This window comes from Pseudomonas panipatensis (assembly GCF_900099785.1).
GTDB classification, from domain to species: Bacteria; Pseudomonadota; Gammaproteobacteria; order Pseudomonadales; family Pseudomonadaceae; genus Pseudomonas; species Pseudomonas panipatensis.
This window is the reverse complement of sequence record NZ_FNDS01000002.1, coordinates 549,810-570,387: the sequence shown is the minus strand read 5'-3', so window position 1 is coordinate 570,387 and position 20,578 is coordinate 549,810. Positions and strand designations below refer to the sequence as shown.

19 protein-coding genes and 1 riboswitch are annotated in these 20,578 nt (G+C 70.2%); of the genes, 1 reads left to right on the top strand and 18 read right to left on the bottom strand.

Features of this window, described 5'->3' with window-relative positions; all coding sequences use genetic code 11:
• Positions 1-30: 30 nt before the first annotated feature.
• Both BLQ74_RS06755 and dxs read right to left on the bottom strand, forming a co-directional pair.
• Positions 31-1,905: a TonB-dependent receptor domain-containing protein gene (locus tag BLQ74_RS06755; protein ID WP_090261772.1), complete on the bottom strand. Its 1,875-nt coding sequence runs from the start codon at positions 1,903-1,905 to the stop codon at positions 31-33.
• A gap of 96 nt (positions 1,906-2,001) precedes the next feature.
• A riboswitch (cobalamin riboswitch) is annotated at positions 2,002-2,195 on the bottom strand.
• A gap of 30 nt (positions 2,196-2,225) precedes the next feature.
• On the bottom strand, positions 2,226-4,121 hold the full coding sequence (gene dxs, locus BLQ74_RS06750) for a 1-deoxy-D-xylulose-5-phosphate synthase (RefSeq protein WP_090261771.1): 1,896 nt from the start codon (positions 4,119-4,121) through the stop codon (positions 2,226-2,228).
• A gap of 212 nt (positions 4,122-4,333) precedes the next feature.
• Here dxs and BLQ74_RS06745 point away from each other — a divergent pair, with 212 nt between their 5' ends.
• Positions 4,334-5,338 (top strand): Ldh family oxidoreductase, encoded by a 1,005-nt coding sequence (locus BLQ74_RS06745; protein WP_090261770.1) that lies wholly within the window; start codon positions 4,334-4,336, stop codon positions 5,336-5,338.
• 153 nt (positions 5,339-5,491) lie between these two features.
• Here BLQ74_RS06745 and BLQ74_RS06740 read toward each other — a convergent pair whose 3' ends face one another.
• The 16 genes from BLQ74_RS06740 to BLQ74_RS06665 form a co-directional block, all read right to left on the bottom strand.
• Positions 5,492-7,063, bottom strand: a complete 1,572-nt coding sequence (locus BLQ74_RS06740) for an aldehyde dehydrogenase (NADP(+)) (protein ID WP_090261769.1) — start codon at positions 7,061-7,063, stop codon at positions 5,492-5,494.
• Positions 7,064-7,115: 52 nt separating this feature from the next.
• Positions 7,116-8,033, bottom strand: a complete 918-nt coding sequence (locus tag BLQ74_RS06735) for a dihydrodipicolinate synthase family protein (protein WP_090261768.1) — start codon at positions 8,031-8,033, stop codon at positions 7,116-7,118.
• Positions 8,034-8,150: 117 nt separating this feature from the next.
• A complete protein-coding gene (locus BLQ74_RS06730; RefSeq protein ID WP_090261767.1) occupies positions 8,151-9,182 on the bottom strand; it encodes a trans-3-hydroxy-L-proline dehydratase in 1,032 nt (343 codons plus the stop codon).
• Between the two features lie 24 nt (positions 9,183-9,206).
• Positions 9,207-9,929: an amino acid ABC transporter ATP-binding protein gene (locus BLQ74_RS06725; protein WP_090261766.1), complete on the bottom strand. Its 723-nt coding sequence runs from the start codon at positions 9,927-9,929 to the stop codon at positions 9,207-9,209.
• Positions 9,922-10,572: an amino acid ABC transporter permease gene (locus BLQ74_RS06720; RefSeq protein ID WP_090261765.1), complete on the bottom strand. Its 651-nt coding sequence runs from the start codon at positions 10,570-10,572 to the stop codon at positions 9,922-9,924. Before BLQ74_RS06720 ends, BLQ74_RS06725 begins: the two co-directional genes overlap by 8 nt.
• A gap of 13 nt (positions 10,573-10,585) precedes the next feature.
• Positions 10,586-11,251, bottom strand: coding sequence for an amino acid ABC transporter permease (locus tag BLQ74_RS06715; RefSeq protein WP_090261764.1), 666 nt, complete (start codon positions 11,249-11,251; stop codon positions 10,586-10,588).
• A 1-nt stretch (position 11,252) separates the two neighbouring features.
• Positions 11,253-13,019 (bottom strand): cis-3-hydroxy-L-proline dehydratase, encoded by a 1,767-nt coding sequence (gene lhpI, locus BLQ74_RS06710; protein WP_244507151.1) that lies wholly within the window; start codon positions 13,017-13,019, stop codon positions 11,253-11,255.
• 22 nt (positions 13,020-13,041) lie between these two features.
• Positions 13,042-13,854: an ABC transporter substrate-binding protein gene (locus BLQ74_RS06705; RefSeq protein WP_090261763.1), complete on the bottom strand. Its 813-nt coding sequence runs from the start codon at positions 13,852-13,854 to the stop codon at positions 13,042-13,044.
• 243 nt (positions 13,855-14,097) lie between these two features.
• Positions 14,098-14,850, bottom strand: a complete 753-nt coding sequence (locus BLQ74_RS06700; protein WP_212633128.1) for an AraC family transcriptional regulator — start codon at positions 14,848-14,850, stop codon at positions 14,098-14,100.
• A 95-nt stretch (positions 14,851-14,945) separates the two neighbouring features.
• Positions 14,946-16,205 (bottom strand): NAD(P)/FAD-dependent oxidoreductase, encoded by a 1,260-nt coding sequence (locus tag BLQ74_RS06695; RefSeq protein ID WP_090261762.1) that lies wholly within the window; start codon positions 16,203-16,205, stop codon positions 14,946-14,948.
• Positions 16,202-16,438, bottom strand: coding sequence for a 2Fe-2S iron-sulfur cluster-binding protein (locus BLQ74_RS06690; RefSeq protein WP_090261761.1), 237 nt, complete (start codon positions 16,436-16,438; stop codon positions 16,202-16,204). The genes BLQ74_RS06695 and BLQ74_RS06690 overlap by 4 nt, the downstream gene beginning before the upstream one ends.
• Positions 16,431-17,552: an NAD(P)/FAD-dependent oxidoreductase gene (locus tag BLQ74_RS06685; protein WP_090261760.1), complete on the bottom strand. Its 1,122-nt coding sequence runs from the start codon at positions 17,550-17,552 to the stop codon at positions 16,431-16,433. The genes BLQ74_RS06690 and BLQ74_RS06685 overlap by 8 nt, the downstream gene beginning before the upstream one ends.
• Positions 17,549-18,493: a 4-hydroxyproline epimerase gene (locus tag BLQ74_RS06680; protein ID WP_090261759.1), complete on the bottom strand. Its 945-nt coding sequence runs from the start codon at positions 18,491-18,493 to the stop codon at positions 17,549-17,551. The genes BLQ74_RS06685 and BLQ74_RS06680 overlap by 4 nt, the downstream gene beginning before the upstream one ends.
• 110 nt (positions 18,494-18,603) lie before the next feature.
• Complete coding sequence (locus BLQ74_RS06675) at positions 18,604-19,272, bottom strand: GntR family transcriptional regulator (RefSeq protein ID WP_090261993.1); 669 nt, start codon at positions 19,270-19,272, stop codon at positions 18,604-18,606.
• Between the two features lie 129 nt (positions 19,273-19,401).
• On the bottom strand, positions 19,402-20,289 hold the full coding sequence (ispA, locus tag BLQ74_RS06670) for a (2E,6E)-farnesyl diphosphate synthase (RefSeq protein ID WP_090261758.1): 888 nt from the start codon (positions 20,287-20,289) through the stop codon (positions 19,402-19,404).
• Positions 20,286-20,531, bottom strand: a complete 246-nt coding sequence (locus BLQ74_RS06665) for an exodeoxyribonuclease VII small subunit (RefSeq protein WP_090261757.1) — start codon at positions 20,529-20,531, stop codon at positions 20,286-20,288. Before BLQ74_RS06665 ends, ispA begins: the two co-directional genes overlap by 4 nt.
• Positions 20,532-20,578 lie beyond the last annotated feature (47 nt).

Below are 20,578 nucleotides of genomic sequence, written 5' to 3'. Positions count from 1 at the left end.
TGGGTTTCGCCGTGCTCAACGCCATCCGACTTACAGCTCGGGGGTCCAGGTCAGGGCCAGGAGGGCGGTGCGGCCGGCTTCGCGGTAGGCGTAGGTCGTCGTCGGGTAGCCGGAGGGATCGGTCGGCCGCTCGTAGGTGGCCTGGGCGTAGTCGCGGTCGAACAGGTTCTGCAGTTTCAGGTCCCAGCGCAGGCTGTCGCTGAAGGCCCAGCTGCCGCGCAGGTCGAGTACGCCATAGCCGCCCAGGCGATTGTCGTTGGCCGCATCGGCGTAGCTGTTGCTCAGCGCGCGCCAGCTGCCGCCGAGGCCGAAGGCGCCGAACTGGCGGTCGAGGTCCAGGCTCAGGGTGCGCCGGGCGCGGCGTGGCAGGGTGTGGCCGGTGTCGCGGTCGCGTGGGTCGATCAGGCTCAGGCCGAGGTTGCCCTGCCAGCCGTACAGCTCGCGGCCGATGCTCGCTTCGATGCCGTCGATGCGCGCCTTGGCGATGTTCTCCGGTTGGTTGCTGGCGCTGTCCCAGGCGATCAGGTCATTCACCTCGGTGCGGTAGGCCGCGGCTTCCAGGTGGTTGCCGGCGAAGTCGCCGCGCCATTGCAGCTCGTAGGTCTTGGCGGTCTCTGCCTTGAGGTCGGGGTTGCCGGCGCCCGGGTAGTAGAGGTCGCTGAAGGTCGGCGCCCGGAAGCCTTCGCCGTAGCTGAGAATCCAGCTCTGGCGCTCGTCCACCGGCAGGGTCAAGGCGGCGTTCCAGCTGTTCTGCGTGCCGTAGCGCTGGTTGTCGTCGTGGCGCAGGCCCAGCTCGGTGGCGAAGGCCTCGCCCTTGAAGCTGTGCTGGGCGAAGAAGGCGTGGTTCTCGCGGCTGTCCTCGGCGAATTCGGTGCTGCCGTCGACGCGGTCCTGGTACCAGTCGGCGCCCAGGGCCAGTTGGTTGCGCGGGTCCAGTTGCAGGCGGTTGATCCAGCTCGCCGAGTGGCGGGTGGTTTCCAGGGTGCCGTTGTTCCAGTCCTCGGCGGCGCCCACGGCCTTGTTGCGGTCGTAGCTGTGGCCCAGTTCCAGGCGACTGTTCCAGCGCTCGCCGAGCTGGCCTTCGAGGTAGCCGCTGTAGCTGCTGACGCGGAATTCGTCGTGGGGCTGGCCGGGGGCGTAACTGTAGGCGTCGTCGTATTCGCTGTCGCCGTGCTGGTCGTTGAGGCTGAAGCCGGCTTTCCAGGCGTCGTTCAACTGGTGGTCGAGGTTCAGGTGCATGGCCTTGTTGCGCTGGCCGTCGTGGTCGCTGTCGGCGCCACGCCCGTCACGTGTCAGGTCCCAGCCCTGGGTTTCGTCGAGGCTGGCGCCGAGGTTGAAGCGCGTGCGCGCGTCGCCGCCGGCCAGCGCAGCGCTGCGCTGGAAGGTGCCGTGGCTGCCGGCGGCCAGGCGCAGTTCCGGGTGCAGGCCGCTTTCGCCGCGGCGGGTGAAGATCTGGATCACCCCGCCGATGGCATCCGCGCCGTACAGCGCCGAGCGCGGGCCGCGGGTCACTTCGACGCGCTCGATGTTGTCGATGTTCAGGTAGTCGATGCGGGCGATGCCGCTGCTCGCCGAGGCGATGCGCTGGCCGTCGACCAGCACCAGGGTCTGCGCGGTGTTGGTGCCGCGCAGCGAGTAGCTGGGCACGCCGCCGGCGGTGCTGACCTGTACGCCGGGCACGCGTTGCAGCAGTTCGGGCACGCTGCGCGCTTGCAGGCGCTCGATGTCGTCGCGGGTGAACACCGTGTTGGCCGAGGTGGCCTGGGCGCGTGGCTCGGCCTGGCGCGCCGAGGTGACGATCTGGTCTGGCAGTTTCAGCGCCCGCTCGGCGGGGCTGGCCGAGTCGTCGGCGATGGCGGCGCCGGGCAGCAGCGCGGCGGCCAGGGCGAGACGGGAAAGCTTCATGGGAGTGAGTCCTCAAAAGTGCCGGGGGTGACTTTCGAGGAGGGCTGGGCAAGGGCGGAGCGGGGCCGCGCTTGACGGTGATGCCCTCCGCAACACCTGTCGGATCGCGTCGAGGGCGGTCTCCGGGCTGCCGACTGCACAGCGCCGCCTTCCCGTCATGGACAGTGGCCGTGGCGCTGCTGCGCCCGCGAAGGGGCGCGTCGGTTACCGTTGCGGGGGCAGCGCAGGTCTTTCACCTGCTTCCCGTTACCTCGAACGAAAACGGGCGCACCTTATCGGGGTGCGCCCGTGGCTGGCAAGTCTGCCTGACGGATACCCGCTCAGGCGTCGAGCAGGGCCAGGCGCTCGGCGATGGCGCGTTCGATGCCGGCGGCGTCCAGGCCGCATTCGGCGAGCATCTGCGCCGGCTTGGCGTGCTCCACGTAGTAGTCCGGCAGCCCCAGGTGGAGGATCGGCTGCTGGCGGTTCTCGCGGGCGAGGAACTCGCTGACCGCGGCGCCGGCGCCGCCCATCACGGTGTTTTCCTCGACGGTCACCAGCAGGTCGTGGCTGGCGGCCAGTTCACGCACCAGGGCTTCGTCGAGCGGCTTGACGAAGCGCATGTCGGCCACCGTGGCGTCGAAGCGCTCGGCCACCTGCAGGGCTTCGCTCAGTTGCACGCCGAAAGCGAGGATGGCGACCTTGCCGGCCTTGCCCTGGCGGCGCAGCACGCCCTTGCCGATCGGCACCGGCGCCAGCGCCGCTTCGATCGGCGTGTTCGGTCCGCTGCCGCGCGGGTAGCGCACCGCCGCCGGGCCTTCGAAGAGGTAGCCGGTGGTGAGCAGCTTGCGCAGTTCGTCCTCGTCGCTGGGGGCCATCACCAGCATGCCGGGGATGCAGCGCAGGTAGGAGAGGTCGAAGCTGCCGGCGTGGGTCGGGCCGTCTTCGCCGACCAGACCGGCGCGGTCGATGGCGAAGAGCACATCGAGGTTCTGCACGGCGACGTCGTGGATCAACTGGTCGTAGCCGCGCTGGAGGAAGGTCGAGTAGATCGCCACCACCGGCTTGATGCCGTCGCAGGCCAGGCCGGCGGCCAGGGTCACGGCGTGCTGTTCGGCGATGGCGACGTCGAAGTAACGGTCCGGGAAGCGCGCGGCGAAGGCCACCAGGTCGGAGCCTTCCTTCATCGCCGGGGTGATCCCGGCCAGGCGCGGGTCCTGCGCCGCCATGTCGCACAGCCACTGGCCGAAGACGTTCGAGTATTTCGGCCCGCCGGCCTTCTTCGGCGCGGCGCCGACCGGTTCCAGCTTGGTGATCGCGTGGTAGCCGATGGGGTCGGCCTCGGCCGGGGCGAAGCCCTTGCCCTTCTTGGTCACCACATGGAGGAACTGCGGGCCCTTGAGATCGCGCATGTTGCGCAGGGTGGCGATCAGGGTCGGCAGGTCGTGGCCGTCGATCGGGCCGATGTAGTTCCAGCCGAGTTCCTCGAAGAGCGTGCCGGGAACCAGCATGCCCTTGGCGTATTCCTCGGTGCGGCGGGCGATCTCCCAGGCGCCGGGCAGGCGCGAGAGCACCTTCTTGCTGCCTTCGCGCATGCTGCTGTAGGTGCGGCTGGAGAGAATCTTGGCCAGGTAGTTGGAGAGGCCGCCGACGTTGTGCGAGATCGACATGTCGTTGTCGTTGAGGATCACCAGCATGTCGGCCTGCACGTCGGAGGCGTGGTTCAGCGCCTCGAAGGCCATGCCGGCGGTCAGCGCGCCGTCGCCGATCACCGCCACCGACTTGCGCCCGGAGCCCTGCATGCGCGCGGCGATGGCCATGCCCAGGGCGGCGCTGATCGAGGTGCTGGAGTGGCCGACGCCGAAGGTGTCGTACTCGCTTTCGGCGCGCCGCGGGAAGGCGGCCAGGCCGTCCTTCTGGCGCAGCGTGGACATGCGCTCGCGGCGACCGGTGAGGATCTTGTGCGGGTAGGCCTGGTGGCCGACGTCCCACACCAGGCGGTCGTCCGGGGTATCGAAGACGTAGTGCAGGGCGATGGTCAGCTCGATCACCCCGAGCCCGGCGCCGAAATGGCCGCCGGTCTGGCCGACGCTGTAAAGCAGGTACTGGCGCAGTTCGTCAGCGAGGGTGACGAGCTCCGCCTCGCCGAGACGGCGCAGCTCGATCGGCGTGCTGGCGCGGTCGAGCAGAGGGGTGGCGGGGCGCTCGCGGGGGATCTCGTGGAACGTCGTGGGCATCAGGCTGATCGTTATGAGATGGCAAAGATGCGGCAGTTTACCTGATGCGCCGGGTTGGCCCAAGCAAGGCGCGGCGGTTCGCAGGATGAGCGGATGGTCGTGGGGCGCGGGCGCCTTGTGCCGAAATCGTCGCCATCGTCGCGCAAAGCGAGCAAGCGCGGCGCGCCCCGGAACCGTCACTGTTGGCGCCTGGACCTCTGGAGGAGCACAGCGTGATCCGATTGACCCTGGATGAACTGCACGAGCTGGCGGTGGCGATCCTGCGCCGGCATGGATTCAGCGAGCCGCACGTACAGGCGGTGGCCGCCACCGTGGTCGCCGGCGAGCGCGATGGCTGCGCCTCGCACGGCGTCTGGCGGCTGCTCGGCTGTATCGCCACGGCGCAGGCCGGCAAGGTCTGCCGCGACGCCGAGCCGCAGGTCGTCGATCAGGCTCCCGGCCTGGTGCGGGTGGACGCCCACGGCGGTTTTTCCCAGTGCGCCTTCGCCGTCGGCCTGCCGCTGCTGGTGGACAAGGCCCGCCAGCAGGGCATCGCCGCCCTGGCGATCAACCGTTGCGTGCACTTTTCCGCGCTCTGGGTGGAAATCGAGCAGATCACCGCCCAGGGGCTGGTGGCCCTGGCGGCGACGCCCAGCCATGCCTGGGTGGCGCCGGCCGGCGGCTCGCGGCCGCTGTTCGGCACCAACCCGATCGCCTTCGGCTGGCCACGCGGCGCGCAGGCGCCGTTCGTCTTCGACTTCGCCACCAGCGCCGTGGCGCGCGGCGAAATCCAGTTGCACGAGCGCGAAGGCAAGGCTATCCCGCCGGGCTGGGGCATCGATGCCGAGGGCCAGCCCAGCTGCGACCCCGGCGCGGTGCTCAAGGGCGCCATGCTGACCTTCGGCGGCCACAAGGGCTCGGCCCTGGCGGCGATGGTCGAGCTGCTCGCCGGGCCGCTGATCGGCGACCTGACCAGCGCCGAGTCGCTGGCCTTGGACGCCGGGGCGCGCGCCTTGCCCTACCACGGCGAACTGCTGATCGCCCTCGATCCGGCGCGCTTCCTCGGCGCCGACGCGGCGCAGCACATGGCGCGCGCCGAGACGCTCTTCGCGGCCATCGTCGACATGGGCGCGCGCCTGCCGTCGCAACGGCGCTTCGCCGCGCGCCAGCGCAGCCTGGCGGAGGGCGTGGCGATCAGCGAGTCCCTGTATGCTGATTTGCGCACATTGCTTGAGTGAATCCGGCCCTGGCGGGAAAGGCTGCTTTACGCCTGGGTACAGGATCGGCGCCGGCCGCGCCTGGGCCCCGGCGGCGGTCGGTCGCATTCCGTCGGCACCCCGCGCGGCAATGAACAAGCCCCGGCGCGCGGCCGGGGCTGGACGCCCAGGGCTTCAATCAGCCAGCGGCGCCCGCGTCATTTGGCCATCCACCAGCCGCGCGATCGCCAGCGGGTTGGCGTTTTTCAGCGCCTCCGGCAGCAGCGCGTCGGGGTAGTTCTGGTAGCACACCGGGCGCAGGAAGCGCTCGATGGCCAGGCTGCCGACCGAGGTGCCACGGGCGTCCGAGGTGGCCGGGTAGGGACCGCCGTGGACCATGGCGTCGCAGACTTCCACGCCGGTCGGGTAGCCGTTGAGCAGCAGGCGGCCGGCCTTGCGTTGCAGCAGCGGGACCAGCGCGGCGAAGCGCTCCAGGTCCGCCGGCGCGGCGATCAGGGTGGCGCTGAGCTGACCGTGCAGGCCCTCCAGGGCCGCCTGCAGTTCGTCCTCGTCGGCCACTTCGACCAGCACCGTGGTCGGGCCGAAGCCTTCTTCTTGCAGCAGCGCGTCGCCGTCCAGCAGCAGCCTCGCCTCGGCCTGGAACAATTGCGGGTGCGCCTGCCGGCCCTGCTGCGCCTGGCCCGCGAGATGGCGCACGGCGGGGTGCGCGTGCAGGCGCGCGAGGCCCGCTTCGTAGCTGCGCAGGGTGCCGGCGTTGAGCATGGTTTGCGCCGGGCGTTGGCCGATTTCGGCGATCAGCTGGGCGCGGAACAGGCTGAAATCCGGCGAGGCGATGCCGATCACCAGGCCGGGATTGGTGCAGAACTGGCCGCAGCCGAGCACCACCGAGTCGGCCAGTTCAGCGGCGATGGCCTGGCCACGCTGGTGCAGCGCGGCGGGCAGCACCAGCACCGGGTTGATGCTGCTCATCTCGGCGAATACCGGAATCGGCTGCGGGCGGGCGGCGGCCAGGTCGCACAGCGCGCGGCCGCCTTTCAGCGAGCCGGTGAAGCCGACCGCCTGGATCGCCGGGTGGCGCACCAGCGGCTCGCCGACCCCGGCGCCATAGATCATGTTGAACACGCCGGCGGGCATGCCGGTGGCCGCGGCGGCACGGACGATGGCCTCGCCCACCTGCTCGGCGGTGGCCATGTGGCCGCTGTGCGCCTTGACCACCAGCGGGCAGCCGGCGGCCAGGGCGGCGGCGCTGTCGCCTCCGGCGGTGGAGAAGGCCAGCGGGAAGTTGCTGGCGCCGAACACCGCCACCGGGCCGACGCCGACCTTGTACTGGCGCAGGTCGGGGCGTGGCAGCGGCTGGCGTTGCGGCAGCGCGCGGTCGATGCGCGCGCCGAGGAAGTCGCCGCGGCGCAGCACCTGGGCGAACAGGCGCATCTGCGCGCTGGTGCGGGCGCGCTCGCCCTGGATGCGCGCGGCGGGCAGGGCGGTCTCGCGGCAGACGGTGGCGATGAAGTCAGCGCCGAGGGCGTCCAGTTGGTTGGCGATGGCGTCGAGGAATTCGGCGCGGCGCGCGGGCGGCAGGGCGCTGTAGCCGGGGAAGGCGGCCGCGGCGGCGCGGGCGGCGGCGTCCACCTCTTCCGGCGTGGCTTGCAGGAAGGTTTGCGGCAGCGCCTCGCCAGTGCTGGCATCGACACTCTGCAGATGAATGCTGCCGGCGCCGCTGCGGCGGCCGGCGATGAAGTTGCTCATGGGCTGTCTCTCCACGCCCCCGGCCGCCTGGCCGGGGACGCTTGGCGGTGGGTCAGAGGCCTACGTCGGGGAGTGCCGGGCGGTTGGCCAGGGCCTTGGCCATGATGCGCTCCACGTGCTCGCGGTCGGCGCCTTGCAGGGCCAGGCGCGGCGGGCGGGTCAGGGCGCTGCCGCGGCCGGCGATCTCTTCGCAGAGCTTGATGCACTGCACCAGGTCCGGCCGCGCATCCAGGTGCAGGATCGGCATCAGCCATTCGTAGATCGGCATGGCTTCGGCGAAGCGCCCGGCCCGGCAGAGGCGGAAGATGGTCTCGCCTTCCTGCGGGAAGACGTTGGACATCCCCGAGATCCAGCCCTCGGCGCCCACCGCGATGCTTTCCAGGACCACGTCGTCGAGGCCGGCGAAGAGGATGAAGCGGTCGCCCACTTCGTTGCGCACGTCGATGAAGCGGCGGGTGTCGCCGGAGCTGTCCTTGAAGCAGACGATGTTCTCGCAGTCGGCGAGGGAGATGAGAATGTCCGGGGTGACGTCGTTCTTGTAGATCGGCGGGTTGTTGTAGACCATCACCGGCAGGTCGGTGCTTTGCGCCACGCTGCGGAAGTGCGCGGCGGTCTCGTGCGGCTTGGAGGAGTAGACCAGCGCCGGCATCAGCATGATGCCGTCGACGCCGACCTTCTCCACCGCCTGAGCTACCCGCGCGGCGCCGGCGCTGGTGAATTCGGCGACCCCGCAGATCACCGGCACGCGGCCGCCGGAGGCGTCCTTGGCGACCTCGGTGACGGCCATCTTCTCTTCGATGGTCAGCGAGGTGTTCTCGCCGACGCTGCCGCACACCACCAGGCCGGAGACGCCGTCGCGCACCAGGTTGGCGATGACCCTGTGGGTGGCTTCCAGGTTGACCGAGAAGTCGCTGTTGAATTGGGTGGTAACGGCGGGGAACACGCCACTCCAATTGACCTTCTTGCTCATGTTGCCTCCAGATTGTCGTATTTCGTATACGAAACGCGTCGGTAGATGCCGTTGCCTTTCGTCGTTGCGATCCGTTTGGCGGATCCGTTGGCTGCCGCGAGGGCGATGGGTTGGGGTTCAGTGGCCGTTCGGCCAGGTGTCGGAGAGGCGGTAGCCCTGCGGCCAGGGATCGGCCGGATCGAGCAGCATCTGGTGAGTGCCGGTGATCCAGGCGCGGCCGGCAATGCACGGGTGGATCGCCGGGCGACCGGCCACCTCGGTGAGGCCGTCGATGCGGCAGTGGAACTGCGAGTCGATGATGGACTGGCCGACGAAGCGTTCGCCGTCGCGCAACTGGCCCTTGGCGTGGAGCACCGCCATGCGCGCCGAGCAGCCGGTGCCGCAGGGCGAGCGGTCGATCTTGCCGGGGTGGATCACCACCGCGTTGCGTCCGTGCAGCACGCCGTCGCGGCGTTCCACCGGGGCGGCCAGCTGGCAGAAGGAAATGTGCGCCCAGTCGGGATTCTGCGGGTGCACGAAGCCCAGTTGCTGGTTGGCCGCCTGGGTGATCTTCAGGCCGGTGGCGACCAGCTCAGCGGCCTCCGAGGCGTGCAGGCTGAAGCCCAGCGCATGGGCGTCGGCGATGACGAAGCTGTCGCCGCCATAGGCGGTATCCACCTGCAGCGAGCCGAGGCCGTCCACTTCGATCCAGGCGTCGAGCCGGTCGGCGAAGGACGGCAGGTTGCGCACTTCCACGCGCTCCACCTTGCCGTCGCGGCAGTCGGCCACGGCTTCGATCAGGCCGCCGGGCGCTTCCAGCACCAGGCGGGTCTGCGGCTCCTGCATCGGCAGGATGCCGCTGTCGAGCAGCACGGTGCTGACGCACAGCGAGTTGGAGCCGGACATCGGCGGAGTGTCCGCCGGCTCCATGATGATCCAGGCCATCTGCGCCCGTGGGTCTTTCGCCGGGAGCAGCAGGTTGACGTGGCGGAACACCCCGCCGCGCGGTTCGTTGAGCACGAAGTTGCGTAGCGTCGCGTCGCTGGCGATCCAGCGCGACTGTGCCCAGACGCTGTCGCCCGGCGGTGGCGCGACGCCGCCGACGATGACGTCGCCGACCTCGCCCTCGGCATGGCAGCTGACCACGTGGATGATCTTGCTCGAACGCATGTCTGTCTCCTGTTCTGCGCGGCGCTACAGCACCGACTTGAGGAAGTCCGCGGTCTCTGCCTTCTGCGGATTGCCGATCACCTGCTCCGGCGCGCCGATTTCATGCACCAGGCCGTTGCGGAAGAACGCCACGCGGTCGGACACGTCGCGGGCGAAGCGGATTTCGTGGGTGACCAGGACCATGGTCATGCCTTCCTCGGCGAGCAGGCGCATGGTGTCGAGCACCTCGCCGACCAGTTGCGGGTCGAGCGCCGAGGTGGCCTCGTCGAACAGCATGTAGTCCGGCGACATGGCCAGCGCGCGGGCGATCGCCATGCGTTGCTGCTGGCCGCCGGAGAGCTTGCTGGGGAACACCTTGAGCTTGTCGCCGAGGCCGACGTGGCGCAGTTGCTTCACCGCCATCGCCTCGGCTTCCTCGCGGCTCTGGCCGAGCACCTTGCGCGGCGCCAGCATCACGTTCTCCAGCACCGTCAGGTGGGGGAAGGCGTTCCACTGCTGGAAGACGATGCCGATCTTCTGCCGCAGCTTGTTCAGGTCGGTGCTCCTGGCGTGGACCTCGGTGCCGTCGACGCGGATGCTGCCTTTCTGGATCGGCTCCAGGCCGTTGATGCACATCAGCAGGGTGGACTTGCCCGAGCCGGAGCCGCCGATGATCGAGACCACTTCGCCTTTGTTCACCCTGAGGCTCACGCCCTTGACCACTTCCAGGTCGCCGTAGGCTTTGTGCACGTTGTCGATTTCAATCATTTTCCTGCCACCTTTTTTCCAGCCGGGCGCCGAGGCGCGCCACGACCCAGCTCATGAGGTAATAGATCGCCCCGGCGATGCACAGCACCAGCAGGGGTTCCTGGATGCGCGTGACGATGGTCTGCGAGGCGCGCAGCAGCTCGATGATGCCGATCCACATGACCAGCGCGGTGTCCTTCATCACCCCCAGGGCCAGGTTCAGCCAGCCGGGGAAGGCCACCCGCGCGGCCAGCGGCAGGACCACGTAGCGCAGGTCCTGCCAGTAGGACAGTCCCAGCGAGCGGCTGGCGCGGCGCAGGCTGGGCGGTACGGCGAGGATGCCGCTGCGGATGATCTCGGTGCAGAACGCCGCCGCGTACACGCCCAGCACCAGGCAGCCGATGCTGAAGGCGCTCCAGTTCAGCCCGGCGATGCTCTTCAGGGCGTTGAACAGCACGAACTGGATCAGCAGCGGCACGCTGCGGAACACATCGAGAAACCAGCCCAGCGGCAGCGTCGCCCGCGGCAGGCTGGCGCGCAGCCAGCCGAGCAGCACGCCGGCCAGGGTGCCGATGAGCATCGAGGCGACGGTCAGTTCGAGGGTGACCCAGGCGCCCCGCAGGAGGAACAGCAGGTCGTTGCCGGTGAAACTCGTGGAAAACATGCCTGCGGCCTCCTCAGTAGCGGAACAGACGCCAGCCCAGCAGGCGCGCGGCCGCCACGATGAGCTTGGCGATCAGGTAGTAGAGCGCCGCCGCCAGGGCGAAGAACTCGAAGGTGCGGAAGGTGCGCACGTTGTAGTCCTGGGTCACGCCGGTGAGGTCGTTGTTCAGTCCCACCACCACGCCCAGCGAGGTCATCAGCACCGCCCAGACCATCTGGTTGGTCAGCGGGTAGAAGACCACGCGCAGCAACTGCGGGATGACGATCAGCCGGTACGCCTGGAAGGCGCTCATGCCCAGCGAGCGCGCGGCGCGCATCTGCGTGTCCGGCACGGCCTTGAGGCCGCCGCGGAAGTTCTCCGCCAGGTAGCCGGCGTTGTTGAAGGTGATCCCCGCCAGTAGCGCCGCCCAGGAACTGACGTGGAGGCCGAAGGAGCCCAGGCCGAAGTACAGGATGTAGATCTGGAACAGCGACGGGGTGTTGCGCGCGATGGACACCCAGGCGTCGGCGAAGCCGCGCGGCAGCGGCTGTTGCATCTGCCGCATGACCGTCAGCAGCAGGGCGATGAGCACGCCGAGCAGCATCGACAGGGCGGCGGTCTCCAGGGTCACCCAGGCGCCGGACAGCATGTCCGGCAGGGCTTTGTAGGCGGCGCGCCAGTGGAAGCTGTAGTTGAACATTTCAGTGCGCCTCCGCGCTCAGCCAGGCCGGTACGCCGCCGTCGCCGCGCCCGCTGCAGGCCGCCTCGACGCAGGCCGCGAGGCTGCCGAAATGCACCTGGCGACCGGCCAGGCCGGGGCCGTAGTGGGCGTACTTGGCGGAGTTGGTGATCAGCGTGGTGCAGTGCGGCGGGATGATCGGCTCGCCGAGCATGCACCAGCAGGTGTCGTTGACCAGCAGCGCGCCGAAGTCCTGCAACGCCTGCACGTGTCCGGCCTGGCGCGCCTGTTCCTGCACCGCGCGGCCGAGGGTGATGACCAGGGCGACCTCCGGGTGCTTGCGGCGCCCGGTGCAGAGCGCGGCCAGGGCCGCGCATTCGCTGGCGGAGAAGTGCGGGTTGCCCAGCGACACCAGTTGCACGTTGGGTTCCGCCGCGCGGTCCAGCTCGCGCCAGGTGGCGATCAGCTCCGCCGGGGTGATCCGCAGGCGTTGCCGCGGCGCCTGGCCGCCGAGGGCGCTGTCGAGGTCCGGCGCCTCCGGGGTGACGCCGGCGATATGGAACATCGGCGCCGCCGAGGTGGTGGCGAAGGCCGCGCCGAAGGCTTTCAGCGCGTCGCTGTCCGGCGCCAGCGCCTGCAGGCCGTCGACCACCGGGATGCGGCTGCCGCAGAGCTGGCCGATGTGGTAGCCGAGCAGTGGATACAGGGCGTCGTCGTGGTCGGCGGGCAGCTCGACGTCGATCCGCAGCGTGGCCCGGCGCCCGTCGTCGCGGTGGCTGCCGACATTCGGCGCACGGCCGCTGAGGGCGATGCAGATGTCGAGGTAATCGGGGTACTTGAGGGTGCGCGCGCCGAGCACGCTGTTGGCGTAGACCACGGCGTTGGACTCGGCCCAGACCACCTGTTCGCCGAGGCCGGGGGCGCTGTCCAGCAAGTAGGGCGCGCAGGTGTAGCTGAGGTGCGCGCCCATCGCCATGTAGGCCTCGCCGAGGGCGCTGGCCGCTTCGCCGAAGTCCGCGGCGACACCCAGCTCGCGCCAGCGGCGCTGATCCACGGAGATCGAATTGAGGGTGGTGGGCACCCGCACGCGGGCGCCCCAGTCGACCAGTTGGCGGGCGAAACGCAGGCTCGCCGGGCCGGTGTAGATGCAGCCGTCGATGTGCGCCTGGGTCACGTCCAGCAGTTCCGTCGCGCCCTGCAGGGCGGCCATGCGCAGGAGGATCTGCATCGCCGCCTGGGCTGCCTTGCCGTGCTCGCCGGCGAGCAGGGCGCGGTCGCCGGCGTCCAGCGCCAGGCTGTCCGGCAAGGGCCCGGCGTCGCGGGCCATGACGCCCCGCCAGTGGTCCGCGGGGCGCTGTGGATAAAGCCGCGCCTGGCCGTCTTCGATGCGCGCCCAGCCAGCGCCGGCGAGGCGTGCGAAACCCTCGTGGCCGAGGCACAGCACTGGGATCGCCTGGCCGAACAGCACCTGCGCCACCAGCACCCCGAGGCTGAGGATTTCATCCGCCTCGGCCAGCAGCAGGGCCGCTGGCGCGTGGCCGTTGAGGAGCATTTCCAGCAGCACGCTGCTGCCGGTGCAGGAGCCGCGCCCGCTGGGGATCGCCAGCACCCGGCCGGGCAGCAGGCTGCCGCTGAGCGGGTGGTGGCGGTCGATCACCTCGCCGCTGAAGGGATCGACGCCGCCCCAGAAGCTCAGCCCGGTTCCGGCGTACAGCAGCTCCCCTTCGGCGCTGCCCCCCATCAGGACGCGGCCGTTCAGCACCGCGTCCGCCGCATCTGTGGTGTGCATCGAAGACATCCTCGGCCCGCCGTCAGTAATAAACGTGGGGAACGGTGAGTTCGACCGGGCTGCCGCCGACCCACTTCTCGTACAGCTCGTTGTAGCGGCCGGTGCGCACCTGCTGGTTGACGAACAGGTTGAGGTAGTTGATCAGGCCGTACTCGCTGCGCTGGGCGGCCAGCGACACGTAATCGATGACGTAGGGCGCGTTGCCGGCCACTTTCAGACCCTTGTACTTGCCGGACTTTAGGGTCGAGGCGGCGACGGTATTGGTGACCACGGTGGCGTCGATGTGGCCCTGGGCGACGGCGAGGATGGTGTCGTTCTGCGTCTGGTAGGCGCGGAAGCTGCCGCTGCCCCACTTCTTCACGTCCTTCTCCAGGGCGATCGCCTCGTAGGTGCCGCTGGTGTTGCCGACCGGGCGGCCCTTGATGTCGTCGTAGCTCTTGATGCCGGTGTCGTCGCGGGTCAGCACGACCATCTGGAAGGCGAAGTAGGGCACGGTCATGCCCACGGTCTTGGCGCGCTCCAGGGTGTCGGAGGTGGAGGCGACAATCACATCGGCGCGGCCGGAAACCAGCGCCGGGATACGGTCGGGGAAGGGCGTCTCGACGATTTCCGCGCTGACCCCGAGCACCTTCGCCAGGTCGTTGCAGTAGTCCACGTCGAAGCCGACCGGGTTGTTCTGCGCATCCCGCGAGCCCATGGGCGGGAAGTCCAGGGTCACGGCGCAGCGCAGCTTGCCGGATTCGATGATGTCGTCGAGTTTGTCGGCCTGGGCCTGGCTGACGAGGAGGGTACTGGCAACAGCGGTGAGGGCGACGGCGATTCGGGTGAATTTCATGGGGGCCTCTCTGAGTCTGTGTTGGGCAGCGATTTGGTATTAGGGATTTCGTATACGATATTTTTCAGAGCAAGGCATGTGCCAGAACCGGCTGCGGCGTGACCATCGGGTCGCAGGGCCCGGCGTTGAGGGGATGGGCGTGGCGGCAGGGCGTGGGGGCTGGCGGCGGGGTGTTCCCGCTGCCGTTACAAAAGGAAGCAGCAGCCGGCGCCGCTGCCCCTTATGGGAGCACTCTCGCCCGCCTCAGTGCGCGGACGCCTGGGACTCGCGGTATTGCGTCGGCGACAGCCCGGTGAGGGCGCGGAACTGGCGGCTGAAGGCGCTGTGGTCGGTGTAGCCGCAGCGCAGGGCGATCTCGGTGATCGGCAGCTCGCCGGCGAGCAGGCGGGTGGCGGCGCCGAGGCGCGCCTTGTGGATCATCTGCCGTGGCGTGAGCTGGAAGATGCGCTTGCAGTAACGCTCCAGCTGCGCCACCGAAAGTCCGGCCAGTTCGGTGAGTTCGCTGAGGCTGATCGGCTGGTCGAAGTGCTCGCGGATGTGCGCATCCACCGCCGCCAGGCGCGGGTAGGCCGGGTGCGAGGACGGCACCCCGGGCAGGTCGCAGGAAATCCCGGCCATGCCGATGATGGCGCCCTCGGCGTCCCGCAGGGCCAGTTTGTGGGTCAGGCACCAGCCCGGTTGGCGCGCCGGGTACAGGTGCAGTTCGAGCTGGTCGCTGAGCTGGCCGCCGCCGCTGAGCACGCGGCGATCCTGCTCGGTGTAGATCGGCCCGTAGCGCGCCGGAAACACCTGCTCGGCGGTGAGCCCGAGCAGTTCGCGCACCTGTTTCACCCCGCAGCGCTGGGCCAGGGTCTGGTTGACCAGCACATAGCGCGCCTGCCGGTCTTTGACGAAGAACACCACGCCGGGCATGGCATCGAACAGCGGCGCGATCTGCCGCAGGGATTGCAGCAGGCTATCGAGATCGCGGGCGCCCTGGGGGATCAGGTCGTGCATCGGGAGCTGGAGTCGGCGGTGGAACACCCGTCGAGAATACGGGGCGGCGAGCGCCGGCGAAAGGCATGCCGCCGCTGTCGCTCGGGCCGCCCCGGTCAGGCGGCGCCGTCGTCCTCGACCAGTTGCAGCAGGGTGTCGAGGCGCGCCGGGCTGAACGGTGGGCGTGGCGCCGGCGGTTGCCAGCCGAACAGGTGTTGTGCCGCCGCGCCACACACACGGCCCTGGCAGGCGCCCATGCCGCAGCGGCTGGCGAGTTTCGCGGCGGTCCAGTCGGGTTGCCCGGCGAGGCTGGAGTAGGGCACGTCTTCGCAGCGACAGACCAGGGTATCCGGCGCGGCCAGGCGCGACAGGCGCGGATCGAGGGCGAAGTCCCGCCGCAGCGCCTCGGCGAAGCCCTGCCAGCGCTGGCGTTGCCGCCACAGGGCGCGGGCGCGTTGCGGCTCGCCGACTGCCGCGTGGCCGGCGATGGCGCCCTCCACCAGGGCCAGTTCGCTGCCACCGAAACCGCTGCATTCGCCCGCTGCGTACACCGCCTCCCGGCTGCTCGCCTGCCACGCATCGACGGCGATGGCGTTGCCGTCGATGGCGCAGCCCAGTGCCTGGGCGAGCTGGATATTGGGGATCAGGCCGAAGCCGCAGGCCAGCCGCTCACATTCGATCTCCAGCAGCTTGCCGCCCTGGTTCAGGCGCACGCCTTCCAGGCGCTCGCTGCCCAGCGCGGCGACCACGTGGCTGTTGGCGCGATAGCCCGGATCATGCAGCGCGAAGGACTGCGCCAGCTTGTTCGGCCAGCGCGGCAGGCGCAGGGCGAAGCGGGCGACGGCCGACCAGGGCGCCTGCTCGGCGATGCGCAGGACGCGCGCGCCATTGGCCTTGGCGGTGGCGGCGCTGGCCAGCAGCAGCGGGCCGCTGCCGGCGAGCACCAGGTGTTCGCCGCTTACCGGCAGGCCGCCCTTGATCAGCGCCTGCAGGCCACCGGCGCCGGTGACGCCGGGCAGGGTCCAGCCGGGGAAGGGCAGCAGCAGCTCGCGCGCGCCGGTACAGAGGATCAGTTTCTCGTAGTCCAGGCGCCAGCCGCGCTCGGGGTCTTCCAGCAACAGGCCGCGGGCGCCGGCCAGGGCCACCACGCGGGTGGCGCAGGCCAGGCGGACATTGGCGCAGGCCGCCAGGCGCTCGCGCAGGCGCAGGGCCTCGGCCGGCAGCGTCGCCTGCGCTCCGTCGCGCCAGATTTGCCCGCCGGGCGCCGGGTTGTCGTCGAGCACGACGATGCGTGCGCCGCTGGGCGCGGCGGCGAGGGCGGCGGCGAGGCCGGCGGGACCGGCGCCGACGATGACGATGTCCGCGCGGGCGCTCATGGCCGGGTCTCCACCCGCATGCCGTCGCGGCACAGGGTCTGGCAGGCCAGGCGGCGCTGGCCGTCGATGTTCACCCGGCACTCCTGGCACACACCCATGCCGCAGACGGGCGCGCGGCGCTGGCCGCTCAGCGAGGTGCGGCTGCAGCCATCGCCGGCCAGGGCGAGGGCGGCGGCCACCGTGGTGCCGGCGGCGACGCGCAGGGGCTGGCCGTCGAGGAACAGATCAGGCATGGCGGCGTTCTCCGAGGAAGCGCTGGGGCAGGTAGGGCGTGGGGTCCAGTGGCGCGCGTTCGTTGCACAGTTGCGCGGCGAGCAGGTCGGCGCTGCCGGGGGCGGTGGTGACGCCCAGGCCTTCGTGGCCGACCGCCAGCCACAGGCCGGGCCGCTGCGGGTGTTCGCCGAGCAGCGGCAGGCCGTCCGGGCTGGCGGCGCGGAAGCCGGTCCAACTGCGGATGGCGTTGAGCCCGGCGAGCGCGGGCACGTAGTCGATGGCGCGGCGCAGCATCTTCGCCAGCATCCAGCCCTCGACCTGCGGATCGCGCGTGCCGAACTGCCGCGAGGCGCCGATGAACAACTGGCCGGTGGGCCGCGGCTGGATATTGCAGGCCACCGACGGGCCGCTGGCGTTGTGCGCGCTGGTCACGTAGCCAAGCTCGACCAGGGTGCGGCTGACCCGCCCCGGATAGCGGTCGGTGATCAGCAGGTGGCCCTTCTTCGGCTCGATCGGCAGTTCCGCGCACAGCTCGCTGGCCTGGATGCCGTTGGCCAGTACCACGGCCTGGGCGGCGAGCCACTTGCCGCTGTCCAGGCGCACCCGTGCGCCGTCGATGTCCACCACGCGGGCCTGGCGCTGCTCGATGTGCCGGGGCGCCGAGGCGAGCAGCCAGGCCGCCGCGCGCGGCGCATAGAGGATGCCGTCGCCACTGAGTTCCAGGCCGCCGTGCAGGCCCTCGCGCAGGGCCGGTTCGAGCTGGCGCAGCTGCGCCGCGCCGACCAGGCGGGAGGCGACGCCCTGTTCGACGAGCAGCGCGTGCTTGCGCTCGGCCTCGGCCTGCTCCTCGGCGTTGGCCGCCAGCCACAGGGTGCCGTTGTTGCGGTAGGCGCAGTCCGCCGGCATGTCGCGGCCCCAGTCGCGCCAGCGTTGCAGCGAGTAGTCGCTCAGTGCCAGCTCGGCGCGGTTCTCGTCGAGCACCAGCAAGTGGCCCATGCCCACCGCCGTGGCGCCGGGCAGGCGTGCGTCCAGCACCAGGATGCGCAGGCCGCGGCGGGCCAGGGCCTCGGCACAGGCGGCGCCGACGATGCCGGCGCCGATGATGATCACATCGGCACAGTGGCCTTGGCTCATGGGCGGATGCCCCAGGCGAAGGGATCGTCCTCCTGCAGCAGCAGGGTGGCCTCGGCGCTGACGTGCGCGCGGCCGCGGATGGTCGGGATGATGCGCCCGCCGCCGACGCCGTCCTGCCAGTCGAAGCTGCCCTCGAACTGGCTGCCGATGACGCTGGCCTGGCGCCAGCTCTGGCCGGGCTGCAGCTTGCCGTCGGCGGCCAGGCAGGCCAGCTTGGCGCTGGTGCCGGTGCCGCAGGGCGAGCGGTCGTAGGCGTTGCCGGGGCAGAGCACATAGTTGCGGCTGTCGGCCTGCGGGTCGTCGGCGAACAGCTCGATATGGTCGACCAGGCCGCCGTCCTCGCCACGGATGCCCCGGTCTTCCAGGGCCTGCTTGACCGCGCCGGTGTAGGCACCCAGCGCGGCGAGGTTGTCGCCGGCGACGCGCAGGCCGTGCTCGGCGATGAGGAAGAACCAGTTGCCGCCCCAGGCGATATCGCCGCAGACCCGGCCGATGCCCGGCACGTCCAGGGCCACGGCCTGGCGGTAGCGGTAGGCGGGGACGTTGCGCACGCTCACCGAGTCGTCCTCGTGCAGGGTCGCCGCCACCGTGCCCACCGGGGTTTCGATGCGGTGCACGCCGGGGCCGATGCGGCCCAGGTGCGCCAGCGAGACGACCAGGCCGATGGTGCCGTGGCCGCACATGCCCAGGTAGCCGCTGTTGTTGAAGAAGATCACCCCGGCGCAAGCCTGTGGATCGACTGGCTCGCAGAGCAGCGCGCCGACCAGCACGTCGCTGCCGCGCGGCTCCAGCACGCAGGCCGCGCGCCACTGGTCATGGCGCTCGGCGAGCAGCGCCCGGCGCTCGGCCATGCTGCCGCGACCGAGGTCGGGAAAGCCGTCGAGCACCAGCCGGGTGGGTTCGCCGCCGGTGTGGGAGTCGAGTACCTGGATGCGTTTCATGCTGCCACCTGTGTCGTCCTGAGTGCGATCTAGGGTGGCGTGACGGGCGGCTGCCGCGCTTGAACGGTTTCCCCCGTGCCGATGATGAAATCGGCACAGAGGCGGCGCCCTCAGTTGGGCGCCGGCGGGTTCGGCAGGTGCTCGTAGAGCGTGCGGCAGACGCCCTTGATGTGCTCTTCGATCAATTGCGCGGCGCGCTCGGCGTCACCGGCGCGGCAGGCGGCGATGATCTCGCGGTGCTCCTGGTCGGCGCGCTCCTTGCCGGCCGACAGGCTCATCTGCATGCGCAGGTAGCGCTCCAGCTTGTCGTGGATCGAACGGATCAGCCCGACCAGGAACGGCCGCTGCGCCGGTTCGTAGAGGCAGGCGTGCAGTTCCCAGTTCAGCTCGGCCCAGCGGCCGACGTCATCCTCGCCGACGAACTCGGCACAGATGCGCTCGGCGCGGGCGAAGGTCGCCTCACTCATGTTCGGCACCGCCAGGCGGATCGCCTGGGCTTCGAGGAGCACGCGCACCTCGAACATCTGCGCCAGTTCCGGCTCGGAAATCTTCGTCACCAGCGCGCCCTTGTTGCGCTGGAATTCCACCAGGCCCTCGGCCTCCAGGCGCTTGAGCGCCTCGCGCACGGGAATCTTGCTGACGTTGAAGACCTGGGCGATTTCGTCCTGGCGGATCGGCTCATGCTCGGCCATCTGGCCGGAGATGATCGCCTCGCGCAGGTGCTTGGCGATGATTTCCGAAGCGGACGGAGCGATGCCCAGGTTGGGCGCGTTGTGCAGGGGCAGCGGCACGGCGGAATCCGGTGATGGTGGGGGTGGCGAATATTGTATACGAGGCCCGTCGCCGGCAGTTATCCATGGGCGACGGGGACGCGATGGCCGAGCGCCGGTGGGCGAGCCGGCGCCGCCTCAGCTGCGCCGTTCGACGATGTAGCGGGCCAGGTCGCGCAGCGGCTCGGCGCGCTGGTCGAAGCCTTGCAGCGCGGCCAGGGCCTGGTCGCGCAGGTCCAGGGCGTAGGTCTTGGCGGCGTCGAGACCGAGCAGCGCGGGGTAGGTCGGCTTGTCGTTGGCCTGGTCCTTGCCCTGGGTCTTGCCCAGGGTGCTGGTGTCGCTCTCCACGTCGAGGATGTCGTCCTGTACCTGGAAGGCCAGGCCGATGGCTTCGGCGTAGCGGCTCAGCGCGGCCAGGCGCTCGCTATCGGCGTGGCCGCTGGCCAGGGCGCCGAGGCGCACGCTGGCTTCGATCAGCGCGCCGGTCTTGTGCCGGTGCATGACTTCCAGGGCGTGCTGGTCGATCTTGCGCCCCACCGCTTCGAGGTCGATGGCCTGGCCGCCGACCATTCCGGCGGAGCCGGCGGCGCGGGCCAGGGTCATGATCATCTGCAGGCGCGTCTCGGCGTCCGGCGGATTCAGCCGGGCGTCGCCGAGCACCTCGAAGGCCAGCGTCTGCAGGCCATCGCCGGCGAGGATCGCGCAGGCTTCGTCGAAAGCGATGTGGGTGGTCGGCTGGCCGCGGCGCAGGTCGTCGTCGTCCATTGCCGGCAGGTCGTCGTGCACCAGCGAATAGGCGTGGATCAGCTCCACCGCGCAGGCCGCGCCATCGGCCCGCTCGCTGTCGCCACCCAAGGCCTCGCAGGCGGCATAGGCCAGCAGCGGGCGCACGCGTTTGCCCCCGTTGACCACGCTGTAGCGCATGGCCTGGTAGAGGCGGGTGAGTTCATGGCGGGGCGGGGTGAAGAGGGCTTCCAGAGCGGCATCGACACGCGCCTGGCAGCGCGTCTGGTAGGCGGCGATCATGCGTCTTCGCCTGCCGGATCGAAGGGCGCCTCGCTGATCTCGCCGTCGCGTTCGAGGAGGATCTGCACCTTCTGCTCGGCCTGGCTCAGCGCCGCCTGGCAGTCACGGGTCAGGCGAATGCCCTGCTCGAAGGCACCCAGGGAGTCTTCCAGCGACAATTCGCCACTCTCCAGGCGTTCCACCAGGGTTTGCAGTTCGGCGAGGGACTGTTCGAAGTCGACGGAAGCTTTCTTGCGGGCCATGGGACATCTCGGCGGGGGCTGTTCGAAACCCGGCGACACTAGCAGAG